The sequence below is a fragment of the Microbacterium paraoxydans genome, from assembly GCF_018224615.1.
Classification (GTDB): Bacteria; Actinomycetota; Actinomycetes; order Actinomycetales; family Microbacteriaceae; genus Microbacterium; species Microbacterium paraoxydans_B.
In genome coordinates, this window is the sequence record NZ_JAGTUK010000001.1 from 452,021 (window position 1) to 466,516 (window position 14,496).

Genomic DNA, 14,496 nt, shown 5'->3' on the forward strand with positions numbered 1-14,496 from the left:
AAGGCTATCCTAAAACTTGACGCTGTCGCGGCGCTGCCCCTACGCTCGGGATCGACGGCTTACTTAGCTGAGCCTAACCAACATTCCTCGCACACCCGACTGCATTGCGGCACCCCGATGCGCACGCTCGAACGCGCCAGGGGACCGCGGAGAATCGTGAACGACACAGCCATCGCACCCCCAGAGAGCAGCCGCCTGCGCGTCCTGCTCGCCGCCCTCCTGTCCCTCCTGCTCGTCGCCGCCGGCGCGGTGATCGTGCCGCCGGCGCACGCCGCGAGCGGATCGGTCGCGCCCACGATCGCGTCCGCCGACGCCTCGGGACTCCGCGTCCAGGTGCAGGCGAGCGGACTGCCCGACGTCTCCGGCGTCTACGCGGCCCTGATCGTGAAGGGCACGGAGAGCGGAGTGACCGGGTCCGGCGGGTACGCCGCGTTCGCCCTGCCGTTCCCGTCCGTGCAGGCGGGCGCGACTTCCTTCACGCTCACCGCGCCCGCCGCCACGCTCGACCGCACGCAGGCGTACGAGGTCCTGGTGTGGCAGCAGCACTCCGCCCCGAACGACGCCACCATCTACGGCCGCGGCGACGTGGCGATCTCGGGTGCGCAGTGGGACGCGGTCTTCGGCCCGGCCGCGCCCGAGCCCGGGGAGACCGAGCCGGGTGAGACCGAGCCGGGCGAGACCGAGCCGGGCGAGACCGAGCCGGGTGAGACGGAGCCGCAGCCTGTGGCGGCGGTGTCGGTCGCGGTGGCTTCGGCTGCGGCGGAGTCGGGCCTCACGGTCACGGCCGCCGGCACGAACCTCGGTGCCGTCACGGGCGCGTACGTGGCGCTGATCGAGGCCGGGACTGAGGCCGACGTCACGGCGGGTGGCGGGTTCCTCGCGATGCAATACGTGCGGGGGATCACGGGCGGCGCGTTCACCGTGGACCTGACGGCGGCGGCGGACGCCCTCGTCCGGACCAAGACGTATGAAGTGATCGCGTGGCAGCAGCACACCATGCCGAGCGCCGCGACGATCTACGCCCGCTCGACCGTCGCGATCACCGACGCCGAGTGGGCCGCGCTCCAGCCCGCCCCCGCGTCGCCCGCGCTCGACGTGTTCCTCGCCGACGGCGTGACCCCGGCGACCGGTGTCGCGCTGAAGGCGGGCGACCGCATCGTGGTGAAGGGCACCGGCTACGACCCGACCGCGAACGTCGGCGGCCGCGGCGTGCCCATCCCGTCGCATCTGCCCCAGGGCACCTACGTGGTGTTCGGCAACTTCGGCGCGACCTGGCAGCCGTCCGCAGGAGCCGCCTCCGCCACCCGCTCGGTGGGCGCGCAGGCGTGGGCGCTCGCCGAGGGCGTGCTGAACCAGGTGCCCGCGCAGTACCAGGGCGCGATCCGTGCGCAGTGGGTCGACATCTCGCTCGACGGCTCGTTCCAGGTGACGCTCACGCTGAAGGACGCCCCGGCGACGCCCGGCACCTACGGCGTGTACACGTATGCGGCCGGGGGCGTCTCCAACGCCGACCAGGAGCGCGCGGTGGCGCTGGACTACCGCAGCACCGCCACACTGACCACCGCCGTGAAGACCGCGACCGCGGCGGACGGTCTCACCGTGACCGCGTCGGCCGCGAAGCTCGGCGCGATCACGGGCGCGTACGTGGCGCTGATCGAGGCGGGGACCGAGGCCGACGTCACGGCGGGTGGCGGGTTCCTCGCGATGCAGTACGTGCGGGGCATCACGGGTGGCGTGTTCACCGTGGACCTGACGGCGGCGGCGGACGCCCTCGACCGGACCAAGACGTATGAAGTGATCGCGTGGCAGCAGCACACCCTGCCGAGCGCAGCGACGATCTACGCCCGCTCGACCGTCACGATCACGGACGCGCAGTGGGCCGCGCTCCAGCCCGCCCCCGGCCCGTCGATCACCGCGCCGGTGAAGACGGCCACGGCCACCGACGGCCTCACGGTCACCGCGACCGCGGCGAACCTCGGCGACATCACGGGTGCGTACGTGGCGCTGATCGAGGCGGGGACCGAGGCCGACGTGACCGCGGGCGGCGGGTTCCTCGCGATGCAGTACGTGCGGAACATCGGCTTCGGCGCGTTCGCGGTCGACCTGAACACGGCGGCGCACACGCTCGACCGGACGAAGGCGTACGAGGTGATCGTCTGGCGGCAGCACACCCTGCCCACCGCGGACACGATCTACGCCCGCGGAGCCGTGACCATCACCGAGGAGCAGTGGACGGCGCTGGCGGGGGAGAAGCCGACCGAGCCGAAGCCGCCCGTGACGCCGACGACCCCGCCGGCCAGCGTGCCGGGCGGCTCGCTGCGCTGGGCCATCTCCTCGTCGTTCACGAACTACATCACCGGGCCCATCGCCCAGGGAGCCATCGAGGTGTCGGGCGGTGCCACGCGGTCGGGCGGACAGTTCCAGTTCGGCCAGACCGTCGGCGGCGACTACGACCGGTCGACCGGCCTCGGCAGCGTGGTCTACCGCGGCGCCGTGCGCTTCACGGGCCATCACGGGGTGCTCGACGTCACGGTCGCCAACCCGGTGATCCGCGTGACCTCGGCCGGATCCGCAACGCTCTCGGTCGCCAGCGGCGGCGCGCAGGTGCCGTTCGCGACGCTCGACCTCGCCCGGGCCACCCGCATCGAGGCCAACGGCGCCGTGACCTACACGGCCGCGCCCGCCGCGCTCACCGATGCCGGACGCGACCGCGTGCTCTCCGGCTACTCGACCACGCTCAACCCGGTCACGTTCACGATCGGCTCGGTCGCGGCGGCACCCTCCGGCACCACGGGCACGGTCGCCGCGGCCGCGGTGAAGACCACGCCACGCATCCCCGCGACGCCGCCCGCCACGGACGGCATCGACATCGACGAGGCCGCGCTGGCCGCGCTCGCCGCGGGGCAGCCCGCCACGGTGTCGGCCACGGGCTTCCGGCCGAACGAGGAGGGCATCCGGGTGGTCGTGTACTCCACCCCCGTGCTGCTCGACACGGTCACGGCCGACGCCTCCGGGGTCGCCACCTGGTCGGGCACGCTGCCCGCCTCGCTCGAGGACGGCGAGCACACGCTCACGTTCCAGGGCTCGGTCGACCGCGGGCTGACGTTCACGCTCGCGCGGGCGACCGCGGCGGTCGGTCAGTGCACGGTCGAGGGCGCGACGCTGAAGTGGGGCTACAAGGAGTCGTTCCGCACGTACATCGAGGGCATCGCGAAGGGCGGCTGGACGCTGACCGGCGTGACCTACGAGTACCCCGACTACGTCTGGGCGGGCGGCACCGGTGCACTCGACGACGCGGCGCTCACCGGGCTCGTCACGTTCGGCGGCAGCATCGCCTTCACGGGCCACGACGGCGCGCTGAACACGACCCTCGCGAACGCCAGGGTCGAACTCGCGGGCGACACCGGCTACCTGGTGTTCGACGTGACGGGCACCACGCAGGCCGGGGAGAGCGTCGACCAGCAGGGCGTGCGACTCGCGGAATTCTCGCTCGCGGACGCCGCGATCACGGACGGCGCCCTGTCGCTCGACGCGATCCCGACTCGTCTCACCGAGGCGGGGGCCGCCGCGTTCGGCACCTACGCCGCGGGCGAGGCCCTGGACCCGGTCACCGCGGTGATCCCGGTCGCCGCGGCGTGCGGCACGGCCGTGGAGGAGGAGCCGGAGACGGACGTCGAGGCCAGCGCGTCGGTCACCGCGGTGACCGCACCGGCGGAGGGCGACGGCGCGCCGGTGTGGCCGTGGATCGTGGGCGGCCTGGTGGTCGTGGCACTCGCCGCGACGGGTGGCGTGCTGATCGCGCGCCGCACCCGCTCGACCGAGACCGCGGAGACCACCACCGACGCGTGATCGTCACCGCGACGAGAGCCGCCCTCCACGCCTGGAGGGCGGCTCTCCGTCGTGGGACAATGGAGACATGGCCCCCCACGACTCCCACCAGACCGTCGAAGCGACCGTGCGCCGCGTGCCGCGGTACGGCGTGCTCATGGGCATCGGCGTGGTGCTCGGGGTCATCGTCGCCGGCATCCTCACGATGACCGGCAGCTACGACGAGTCCCAGGCGCTCGACGTGGTCTACCCGCCCGGACAGGTGTTCGGCTTCCTGCTGCTGTGGACCGTGCCGATCGGTCTCGCGCTCGGCGGGGTCGCCGGTCTCGTGCTGGAGCGCCTCGCGCGCCGCCACGACCGCGTGGTGCAGGTCGACCGCGAGACCGTCGTCGACGACGAGGACTGACCTCAGGCCAGCTCGGCGATCACGGGGCGGATGGCCGCATCGAACGCCACCACGTCACGACGCAGCCCATCGGTCACGGCCACCGAGAGCGCCCCGATCCACCAGATGCCCCGCTGCGACAGCGGCAGCACCTGCACGTTCAGCTCGAACGAGTGGGCGCGGCGGCCGATCTCCCGCTCGAACTCGGCGATCGCGCTCGCGTACGCCCGGTAGGCGTCGCCGCCCGTGTTGCTCTTCATCGACCCCACGTAGCGGTCGTGCGCGGCGTACGCGAAGCGCAGGGCGGCCGTGGCGTGCGGCCGGATCGCCGCGGCCAGCTGCTCCGCCCCGGTCGCGGGCAGGGCGACGAGCGTGTCGAAACCGTCGATCAGCTCGAGCGGCACCCCGGAGTGATGGGCGCGCGGCTCGACGGTCATATCCCAGTAGTCGCGCCACTGCGACTCCACCTCGGGGGACGCCTCCACGGCATCCGGAGCGCGCACGGGCAGGTCGCGAAGCGCCGGCAGATCTTCCGGCGGGCGGATGCCCAGGAGCTGTCGGAGCGCGAGCGCGACCAGCACGGGGACGCTCGCGTCTTCGCGGATGAGCCACTGCGGCTTGTCGGCCATGGGCCCATCGTAGGGCGGCCGGGTGCGCCGTTCCGAGTCCCGGCACGGTAAACCCCGCCGAGAGCCGCGTCAACCCTCGCGGTGATCCCGGAGGCCGGGGGTAGACCTGCCTGCACGTCGGCGGTCGTCGGCGGGGAGTGGAGAGGAACAACCATGTCGCAGAACAACGCAGGCGGGGTCCCCGGCGGTGGCGCCGGTGAGTCGCCCGGGGTCGTGAAGACCGCCGCCCACGAAGCAGAGGGCGTGATGGACACGGCCAAGGAGGAAGCGGCCGGGGTCATCGAGACCGCGAAGGCCGAGGCGGGCGCGGTTGCCCACGAGGCCACCGACCAGGTGCGCGAGCTGTACCGCCAGACGACGGCCGAGCTGTCCGAGCAGGCCGCGGTGCAGCAGCGCCGCGTCGCCGACGGGCTCCGCTCGGTCAGCGGCGAGCTCGGCTCGATGGCGGAGAACGCGCAGGGCGGGGTCGCTGCGGATCTCGTCCGGCAGGCGTCCACGCGGCTGCAGGGCATCGCGGGCTGGATCGGCGACCGCGACCCCGGATCGGTGCTGACCGAGGTGAAGTCGTACGCACGGGCCAAGCCGGGCACGTTCATCGCGGTCGCGGCGCTCGCCGGTCTCGTCGTCGGCCGGCTCACGCGGGCGCTGTCCGAGGGCGCAGCCGAGTCGAGCCGCAGCAACGGCAGCGCCGCCACGGGCACGGACGCCACCGCGGCAGCCGTCCCGCCGGCGCCGGTCACGCACACGGACCCCGCGGCGACCACCCCCGGCGCGGTCCAGGGCGGCACGGCGGCGGCCGCGGGCGGCAGCACCACGCTCGGCGAGCCGCCGCTGCCGACCGACGGCACCGTGCCCGGAGCGCCGGACGGACTGAGCGGCATCGACGCGGGGACCGCGCCGTGGGGCGTCACGCGCGACGAGGACCGCGCCGACACGCCCCTGTACGACCGGACGGACGCCGCGACCCGCGGCTCCACGCCCGAGGAGCGACCATGACCGACGCGACGCCGTCCGAGCGGAAGGCCGAGACCACGTCGCTGGGCGACCTGCTCACGGAGGTGACCAGCGACCTGTCCACGCTGATGCGGCAGGAGCTGGAACTGGCGAAGGCCGAGCTCAAGCAGTCGGCGACCCGTGCCGGCCGCGGGGCGGGCATGCTCGGCGGGGCGGGGTACGGCGCGATGATGGCCGTCTTCTTCCTCTCCGTCGCCCTGTGGTGGGGGCTGGGCTACTACGTGACGGGGCTCGGCTGGTCGGCCGTGATCGTCGCGGTCATCTGGGCGGTCGTCGCCCTCGTCCTGTTCGTGGCGGGACGCACGCAGTTGAAGAGCATCGAGGGGGCGCCGCGCACGGTGGACAGCCTGAAGCGCATCCCCGATGCCGTGAAGAGGAATGAGGAGAACCGATGAGCGATTCACCCGACGCGATCCGCGCCGACATCGAGAGGACGAGGGCGGAGTTCGGCAGAGACGTCGACGCGCTCGCCGACAAGGTCACCCCGTCGAAGGTGGTGCACCGGCAGACGCAGAAGATGAAGGGGGCCGCGCGCTCCGTGGTCGACCGCGTGATGGGTGTCGCGGACGACACCGGCGACCGCATCGGGGACGCCACGTCCTCGGTGGCCGACGCCGGAAGGCACGCGGTGACCAAGGCGCAGGGCAACCCGCTGGCGGTCGGGCTCATGGCTTTCGCGGCCGGGCTGGTCGTGGCGGCCGTCATCCCCTCGTCCGCGAAGGAGAAGGAGCTGGCGGGCGAGCTGAAGGAGAAGGCGCAACCGCTGGTCGACGAGGCCGCGCAGGTCGCGAAGACCGTCGGCGAGGATCTGCGGGAGCCCGCTCAGGAGGCCTTCGCCGCAGTGAAGGACGAAGCGACGGGCGCCGCCGAGCACATCCGCGACGAGGCGAGTTCGGCGGTCGACGAGGTCAAGGGCAGCGCGCAGGACGCCCGCGACACCGTCGCCGGCGATCGGTGAACCACGACCCGACGTGGCCGCCCGCACGGGGCCCGGCGCCGATCACCGGCGCCGGGCCCCGTGCTTTACCCGGTCGCGGCGGGCGCGCGCAACCCCGTTCTCGCGTCGGCGTCTGGCGTGACACGCTCGTGACCATGAAACTCGTCTCCTATGCCGGGCAGCAGGTCGTCACGACCGACGACGTGGCGGACGCCCTCGTCAACCTGGCCGCCTCCCTCGCGAGCGAGGGCGAGTCCGCGGCCGTGCAGATCCCCATCGACATCGACGGGCAGAAGGACACCGCCGACCTCATCGTGGGAGTCGGCAACGATCTCCTCGTGGGCCCGAAGGCCACGGACGGGGAGGACCCCGACTTCTCGGCGGACGCGGCCGCGCTGCGCGAGCACCGCTACTACCCCAAGGCATCGGCCGCGGAGGACCCGGTCGACGGCGACGGACTGCCGATCATCGACCTCGACCTGGACCCGCGGGTGTGACATGAGCCACGCGAACACTCTCGACGCCCCCGACGACGGCCCCGCCCCAGAGGCTCCGGCCCCCGCGACCGGCGGGGCGCTGTGGGCCTCGGTCGCCGACGGGTTCTACGTGGGCAGCGACGCCGGTTCGTTCCTCGGCTACGTCGACCGGCAGCCCGACGGCCGCTGGCGGGCGTTCGACGCGGTGTCGCGCGTGGTCGGCGACTTTCCCGACCACCACGCGGCGATCGCGGCGACCACCGAGGCCATGACCGGCGAGGCCGCAGGCTGCGCGTGCGAGAGCGCCGCCTGAGCGGCGACGCTCTGGAGTCCCGGCGGGGTTGCGGGCGGTAGGCTGTTCGGGTGGCTGCCTCCCCCACCAACCCCTATTCCGAAGCCGGCGTCGATACCGCTGCCGGCGATCTCGCGGTCGAACTGATGAAGTCGTCCGTGCGTGCGACCCACGGACCCGAAGTGCTCGGCGGTGTCGGCGGTTTCGCCGGGCTGTTCGACGCCAGCGCGCTGCGCGACTTCCGGCGTCCGCTGCTCGCGACCAGCACCGACGGCGTCGGCACCAAGGTCGCGATCGCGCAGGCCATCGACAAGCACGACACGATCGGGCAGGACCTCGTCGGCATGGTCGTCGACGACATCGTGGTGGTGGGTGCCAAGCCCCTCTTCATGACCGACTACATCGCGTGCGGCAAGGTCGTGCCCGAGCGCATCGCCGACATCGTCCGCGGCATCGCCCAGGCGTGCGCGGCCACCGGCACCGCGCTCGTGGGCGGCGAGACGGCCGAGCACCCCGGGCTGCTCGGCCCGCGCGACTACGACGTGGCGGGAGCGGCGACGGGCGTGGTCGAGGCGGATGCGATCCTCGGTGCCGAGCGCGTGCAGGACGGCGACGCCGTGATCGCGGTGGCCTCCAGCGGCCTGCACTCCAACGGCTACTCGCTCGTGCGGCACATCATCACCGGCGCCGGCATCTCGTACGCCGACACCGCCGCCGACTTCGGCACCACGTGGGGCGAGGCCCTGCTGGAGCCCACCCGCCTGTACACGCTTCCGCTGCTGCGCCTGATCGCGCAGCTCGACGGCGGCGTGCACGCCCTCAGCCACGTGACCGGCGGCGGCATCGCGGCCAATCTCGCGCGCGTGCTGCCGCAGGGCAGCTGGGCCGAGGTCGACCGCGGCACCTGGTCGCCGAGTCCGGTGTTCCGCGTGCTGAGCGACATCGCCGGGTCCACGCTCGAGTCGGCCGAGGGCACCTGGAACCTCGGCATCGGCTTCCTCGCGGTGGTCGCGGGCGATCGGAAGGACGCCGCGATCGCGGCGCTGAACGCCGAGGGCATGCCCGCGTGGCAGGTCGGCACGGTCGGATTCGGCCCGCGCCCCTCGGGCGACTGGGAACAGGGCGCCAAGGGCGTCGACGGTGGAGCGGTGCGCCTGGTCGGCGCCTACGCGGACGGAGCGAAGTAACACCCCATGTGCGGCATCGTCGGAATGGTGGGGACAGCCCCGGTCAATCAGGACATCTACGACGCGCTCCTGCTGCTGCAGCACCGCGGGCAGGACGCGACGGGCATCGCCACGGCGGAGGCCAACGGCGTGATGCACAACGCCAAGGCGCAGGGCATGGTGCGCGAGGCGTTCCGCACCCGCGACATGCGCGCGCTGCTCGGCAACGTCGGTCTCGGTCACGTGCGCTACGCCACCAAGGGCACGGCGTCGAGCGAGGAGGAGATGCAGCCGTTCTACGTGAACGCGCCGTACGGCATCATCCTCATCCACAACGGCAACCTCACGAACACGCGTGAGCTCACGGCCGACATGGCCAAGCGGGACCGCCGTCACCTCAACTCGTCGAGCGACACCGAGCTGCTGCTCAACGTGCTCGCCGGCGAGCTGCAGGCCACCACGTCGACGGTCGACCTCGACCCCGAGCGCATCTTCGAGGCCGTGGCCCGCACGCATCAGCGCATCGAGGGCGCGTACGCCGTGATCGCGGTCATCGCCGGGTACGGGCTGCTCGCGTTCCGCGACCCGTTCGGCATCCGCCCGCTGATCCTGGGCCGCCGTCCGTCCACCGTGCCCGGCGCGGAGGGCCGCGACGAGTGGGTCGTCGCGAGCGAGTCCCTCGTGCTGGAGAACGGCGACTACGAGGTGGTCCGCGAGGTCGAGCCCGGCGAGGCCGTGTTCATCACTAACGACGGCGAGCTGTTCACGCAGCAGTGCGCCACCGAGACGCACCTCGCGCCGTGCGCGTTCGAGTACGTCTACCTCGCCCGCCCCGACTCGATCATGAACGGCATCTCGGTCTACGAGTCGCGTCTGCGCATGGGCGACAAGCTGGCCGACACGATCGCCAAGCACGTGCCGATGGACAAGATCGACGTGGTCATGCCCATCCCCGACTCCTCGCGCCCCGCCGCGATGGAGGTGGCCCGCAAGCTGGGGATCGAGTACCGCGAGGGCTTCTACAAGAACCGCTACGTCGGCCGCACCTTCATCATGCCGGGGCAGGCGGTGCGCAAGAAGAGCGTGCGGCAGAAGCTGAACGCGATGTCGGCCGAGTTCCAGGGCAAGAACGTGCTGCTGATCGACGACTCGATCGTGCGCGGCACCACGTCGAAGGAGATCATCCAGATGGCCCGCGACGCCGGTGCCTCCTCGGTGACGTTCGCTTCGGCGGCCCCTCCCGTGCGGCACCCGCACGTGTACGGCATCAACATGCCCTCGCGTCACGAGCTCATCGCGCACGGCCGCACGATCCCGGAGATCGCGGAGGAGCTGGGCTGCGACCACCTGGTGTACCAGGAGGTCGACGACTTGAAGGCCGCGATCACCGAGGGCTCCGTGCTCGACGACCTCGACATGAGCTGCTTCGACGGCCGGTACGTCACCGGCACCGTGTCCGACGAATACCTCGCCTGGGTGGAGGGGTCGCAGACCTCATGACGGTGCCGAGCGCGCGGCCGCTCTGGCAGGGCCGGGCTCTCGCGCTGATCGGGATCGTGCTGGTCGCGTTCTCGCTGCGGTCGGCCGTGGCGTCGCTGTCGCCCGTGCTCGATCACGTGGCGGAGGACTTCACCGTCTCGCCCGTGATCGTGGGGCTGATCGGGGCGGCGCCGCCGGTGTGCTTCGCCCTGTTCGGGCTGCTGACTCCGCTGTTCGAGCGCCGCTTCGGCCTGGAGCGGATGGCGGTGGTCGCGATCGTGCTGATGGCGGCCGGCATGCTGCTACGGGGTCTGGCCGTGGACTCGTGGAGCCTGCTCGCCGCGACGGCCGTGGTGTTCGCGGGCGTCGGGTCGGGCAACGTGCTGCTGCCGCCGCTGGTGAAGAAGTACTTCGCGGATCGCCTCGGCGTGATGATGACGGCGTACTCGACCACGCTCGCGGTGTCGACGTTCCTGCCCCCGCTGGTGGCCGTGCCGGTGGCCGACTCGCTGGGCTGGCGGATCTCGCTCGGCATGTGGGGCGTGGTGGCCGCCCTGGCCCTGGTGCCCTGGGTCACGCTGCTGGTGCGCTCGCGCGGGGAGGCCGACCGCCCCGTCCCGACCGAGCTGCTGGTGCCGGACCCGACCGACGGCGTGGACGACGTGCGGGACGCGGTCGCCGCGTCGACCGGGCCGATCACGACGCAGTCGGCGAGCCCGCGCGTGTTCGGGCGGCTGTGGCGCCTGCCGCTGGCCTGGGCGCTCGCGCTCGTGTTCGGCACGTCGTCGACCATGGCCTATGTGGCGTTCGCGTGGCTGCCGACCATCCTGGTCGACCTGGGCGGCGTGAGCCCCGCGACGGCCGGGTTCCTGCTGTCGCTGTTCGCGCTGGTGGGGCTGCCGTGCTCGATGCTGGTGCCCGTGCTGGTGGTGCGCTTCCAGGCCACGCGGCCGTTGTTCTTCGTCGCGGTGGTGGCGGGCCTGGTCGGGCTGCTCGGGCTGCTGCTCGTGCCGACCGTGGCGCTGCCGCTGTGGGTGGCGATCTTCGGCCTGACCGCCATCATGTTCCCGCTGAGCCTGGTGCTGCTGAGCATCCGAGCCCGCACGCCGGAGAGCGCGGTCGCGCTGAGCGGCTTCGTGCAGAGCATCGGTTACGCGATCGCGGCGGTGTTCCCGCTGCTGGTCGGGCTGCTGCACGAGACCACCGGCGGCTGGCAGGTGCCGCTGCTCGTGGTGGCCGCGGTGCTCGTGGTGTCGATCCCTGCCGGCATCGTCGCCGGTCGCCGCCGCACGATCGAGGACGAGTGGGAGCGGCGGCACGGACGCTGGTGACCGCCGCGCCTCAGCGCGCGGTGCGCGGTGGGGCGGTCGATGACCGCACGATGAGCTGCGGGTCGGTCGACGGGGCCTCGCCGACGGGATCGTGGCCCTCGATCTGCGCGATCAGCCGCAGGGCGGCGGCGCGACCCATGGCCTCGAACGGCTGACGCACGGTCGTGAGGGCGGGGGAGGCGTAGGCCGCGAGCGCGATGTCGTCGACGCTCACCACCGATACGTCCTCCGGCACGCTGCGTCCCGCCTCGTGCAGCGCCCGGATGAGCCCGAACGCCATCTCGTCGCTGCTGACGAACACCGCGGTCGCCTCGGGGATCGCCGCGATCGTGCGCCCGGCACGGTAGCCCGACTCGGGGGTCCAGTCGGCGGGGATCACGGGGGGCGGCACGATGCCCCGCTCGCGCAGCGTCTGCTCCCAGGCCTCGCTGCGCTGCTGCGTCTCTGTCCAGTAGTCGTCGCCGGAGACGTGCCACACGGTCTGGTGGCCGAGGTCGAGCAGGTGCTCCACGGCCAGGCGGGCGATCGCGTGCTGGTCGACGGCGAGCGGCGCGTCTTCGTCGAGCGAGGTGCGCTCGCTGCGGGTGGCCGGGGTGCGCTCGGTGCGGGCGCGCATGGCGGGGCTGTCGAGCGCGATCGGCACCCCGAGGATGATGCCCTCGGCACCCTGCCGTTCCAGCCGGTCGAACGCCTCCAGGAACGCGTCGTCGGAGGCGTGGTCTGCCACCGCGGCCGTGGTCACGGTGTAGCCGTTGGCGGCTGCGGCCTGCTGGATGCCGACGCCGAGAGCGGCTGAGGAGTAGCGGTCGGTCGAGACCACGATCACGCCGAGCACGCGCGTGCGACCGGATGCGAGGGAGGCGGCGGCCGCATGCACGCGGTATCCGAGCTCTTCGACGGCGGCGAGCACGCGTCGGGCGGTTTCCGGGCGGACGGTGTCCTGCCCCGACATGACGCGCGAGACGGTCTGCGTGGAGACGCCGGCGAGGCGGGCGACATCGACCTGGCTGGGCGCGCGGTCGTCTTTCGGGCGGCGGGGAGACATGGGCCAATGGTAGCGATCCATCGCCGGAAAACCAGGGAGCGCGGCCGATGGCGATGCGATAATGTGAACGCAAACAATGTGACCGGGAGTGCTATGTCCGACCTCTTCGCCGTGCCCAGCGACGGCCCCACCACCACCGTCGGCGCCCGCCCGGTCACCGCCGCGGATGCGACGCCCGCCCTGTCGTGGCGCGGCGGGCAGCTGTGGCGCGACGGCGCGCCGCACCGGATCCTCGCCGGCGCGGTGCACTACTTCCGCGTGCACCCCGATCAGTGGGAGGACCGCCTTCGCCGTCTGGCCGCGATGGGCGCCAACACGGTCGACACCTACGTCGCCTGGAACTTCCACGAGCGCGCGGAGGGCGACGTCCGCTTCGACGGCTGGCGCGACCTGGAGCGCTTCATCCGCCTGGCGGGCGAGGTGGGTCTCGACGTGTTCGTGCGGCCCAGCCCGTACATCTGCGCCGAGTGGTCGAACGGCGGCATCCCGTTCTGGCTCTCCGGACGCGTCGACGCCCTCCGCACGAGCGACCCCGCCTTCCTGGCCGCGGTGGACGCCTGGTACGACGCGCTGCTGCCGCGCCTGGTGCCGCTGCAGGCCGCGTACGGCGGTCCGATCGTCGCGATCCAGGTGGAGAACGAGTACGGCTCGTTCGGCAGCGACGCCGCCTACCTCGCGCACCTCCGTGACGGCCTGCGGCGCCGCGGCATGGTCGAGCTGCTGACCACCGCCGACGGCATCACCCCCGACATGATCGCGCACGGCAGCGTGCCCGGGGCGATGACCACGTTCACGTTCGGCACCGGGGTTCCGGTCGCGGCGTCGCTGCGGCGCGAGGGCGAGGCGCTGATGTGCAGCGAGCTGTGGGGCGGGTGGTTCGACCACTGGGGCGAGCGCCACCACGTGCGCTCCGCCGAGAGCATGGGCGGCACCGTGCGCGAACTGCTCGACGAGGGCGGCTCGCTCAGCCTCTACATGGCGCACGGGGGGACCAACTTCGGGCTGTGGAACGGCGCGAATCACGACCGCGTGCTGCAGCCCACCGTGACCAGCTACGACTCGGACGCCCCGATCGGCGAGGACGGCACGCTGGGGGAGAAGTTCCACGCGCTGCGGTCGATGCTCGCGCCGTTCCACGCGCGCGCGCTGCCGCCCGTGCCGCCGCAGCCGCGCCGCCAGTCCGCGGCCGTCGCGGCGCTGACCCCCGCGGCGTCGCTGCTCGAGGTCGTGCGCCGCACGCCGGCGCGCGGCGGACGGTCACCGCGGCCCCTCACGTTCGAAGAGCTGGGGGTGGAGGACGGCTTCGTGGCGTACGAGGCCGACATCGCGTTCCCCGACGGCGCGACGCTCACGGTCGACGGGCTGCATGACCGCGCCGTGGTGTTCCTCGACGACGAGCGCCTCGGCGTGCTGGAGCGCGACGGGGAGACGTCGCTGGCCCTGCCCTCGGCGGCGGGTCACGGTCGGCTCACGCTCCTGGTGGAGAGCCTGGGGCGCATCAACTACGGGCCGTACACCGGCGAGGGCAAGGGCATCCAGCGCGGGGTGCTGATCGGTCGGAGGTTCGTGAACGGGTGGACGCACCGCCCGCTGCCGCAGACCCCGCCCGTGACCGAGGTCCCGGCGGGTGCGGGAGTCGACGGGGCGGCCGTGGCCTCGTTCGACGTGGCGGAGCCGCTCGATGCCTGGCTCGCCTTCCCTGGCGGCGGCAAGGGCCTGGTGTGGCTGAACGGCTTCCTGCTCGGCCGGTACTGGCGCATCGGGCCGCAGGAGACGCTGTATGCCCCGGCGCCGCTGTGGCGAGTCGGGCGCAACGAGATCGTGGTGCTCGACACCGACGGCCTGGGAGCGAAGGTCGAGATCCGCGAGGCGCCGTCGTTCGGGGAGACCGAGGAGTTCATCGGCTCCTGAGCG

At 72.7% G+C, this 14,496-nt stretch carries 13 protein-coding genes; 11 read left to right on the forward strand and 2 right to left on the reverse strand.

Going from position 1 to position 14,496, the window contains the following annotated elements; all coding sequences use genetic code 11:
• Positions 1–156 precede the first annotated feature (156 nt).
• Both KE274_RS16730 and KE274_RS02165 read left to right on the forward strand, forming a co-directional pair.
• Complete coding sequence (locus KE274_RS16730; RefSeq protein ID WP_211540765.1) at positions 157–3,849, forward strand: HtaA domain-containing protein; 3,693 nt, start codon at positions 157–159, stop codon at positions 3,847–3,849.
• Positions 3,850–3,916: 67 nt separating this feature from the next.
• A complete protein-coding gene (locus tag KE274_RS02165; protein WP_211540773.1) occupies positions 3,917–4,234 on the forward strand; it encodes a potassium transporter Trk in 318 nt (105 codons plus the stop codon).
• Between the two features lie 2 nt (positions 4,235–4,236).
• Here KE274_RS02165 and KE274_RS02170 read toward each other — a convergent pair whose 3' ends face one another.
• Positions 4,237–4,842 carry a zinc-binding alcohol dehydrogenase gene (locus KE274_RS02170; RefSeq protein WP_211540776.1) on the reverse strand — a complete coding sequence of 202 codons (606 nt, stop codon included), beginning with the start codon at positions 4,840–4,842 and terminating at the stop codon, positions 4,237–4,239.
• A 153-nt stretch (positions 4,843–4,995) separates the two neighbouring features.
• On the opposite strand from KE274_RS02170, the gene KE274_RS02175 reads away from it, so the two are divergent.
• The 8 genes from KE274_RS02175 (at position 4,996) to KE274_RS02210 (ending at position 11,537) form a co-directional block, all read left to right on the forward strand.
• Complete coding sequence (locus KE274_RS02175) at positions 4,996–5,838, forward strand: hypothetical protein (RefSeq protein WP_211540779.1); 843 nt, start codon at positions 4,996–4,998, stop codon at positions 5,836–5,838.
• Complete coding sequence (locus KE274_RS02180; protein WP_211540782.1) at positions 5,835–6,251, forward strand: phage holin family protein; 417 nt, start codon at positions 5,835–5,837, stop codon at positions 6,249–6,251. Before KE274_RS02175 ends, KE274_RS02180 begins: the two co-directional genes overlap by 4 nt.
• On the forward strand, positions 6,248–6,814 hold the full coding sequence (locus KE274_RS02185) for a DUF3618 domain-containing protein (RefSeq protein ID WP_211540785.1): 567 nt from the start codon (positions 6,248–6,250) through the stop codon (positions 6,812–6,814). Before KE274_RS02180 ends, KE274_RS02185 begins: the two co-directional genes overlap by 4 nt.
• Before the next feature lie 134 nt (positions 6,815–6,948).
• Positions 6,949–7,290 (forward strand): hypothetical protein, encoded by a 342-nt coding sequence (locus tag KE274_RS02190; protein ID WP_211540788.1) that lies wholly within the window; start codon positions 6,949–6,951, stop codon positions 7,288–7,290.
• Position 7,291: 1 nt separating this feature from the next.
• Positions 7,292–7,582, forward strand: coding sequence for a hypothetical protein (locus KE274_RS02195; RefSeq protein ID WP_211540791.1), 291 nt, complete (start codon positions 7,292–7,294; stop codon positions 7,580–7,582).
• 50 nt (positions 7,583–7,632) lie between these two features.
• A complete protein-coding gene (purM, locus tag KE274_RS02200; protein ID WP_211540793.1) occupies positions 7,633–8,748 on the forward strand; it encodes a phosphoribosylformylglycinamidine cyclo-ligase in 1,116 nt (371 codons plus the stop codon).
• A gap of 6 nt (positions 8,749–8,754) precedes the next feature.
• Complete coding sequence (gene purF / locus KE274_RS02205) at positions 8,755–10,227, forward strand: amidophosphoribosyltransferase (RefSeq protein WP_211540802.1); 1,473 nt, start codon at positions 8,755–8,757, stop codon at positions 10,225–10,227.
• A complete protein-coding gene (locus tag KE274_RS02210; RefSeq protein ID WP_211540804.1) occupies positions 10,224–11,537 on the forward strand; it encodes an MFS transporter in 1,314 nt (437 codons plus the stop codon). The genes purF and KE274_RS02210 overlap by 4 nt, the downstream gene beginning before the upstream one ends.
• 10 nt (positions 11,538–11,547) lie before the next feature.
• Here KE274_RS02210 and KE274_RS02215 read toward each other — a convergent pair whose 3' ends face one another.
• Positions 11,548–12,582: a LacI family DNA-binding transcriptional regulator gene (locus KE274_RS02215; protein WP_211540806.1), complete on the reverse strand. Its 1,035-nt coding sequence runs from the start codon at positions 12,580–12,582 to the stop codon at positions 11,548–11,550.
• A gap of 93 nt (positions 12,583–12,675) precedes the next feature.
• Between KE274_RS02215 and KE274_RS02220 the strand changes: the two genes are divergently transcribed.
• Positions 12,676–14,493 carry a glycoside hydrolase family 35 protein gene (locus tag KE274_RS02220; RefSeq protein WP_211540809.1) on the forward strand — a complete coding sequence of 606 codons (1,818 nt, stop codon included), beginning with the start codon at positions 12,676–12,678 and terminating at the stop codon, positions 14,491–14,493.
• The last annotated feature ends 3 nt before the right edge of the window (positions 14,494–14,496 follow it).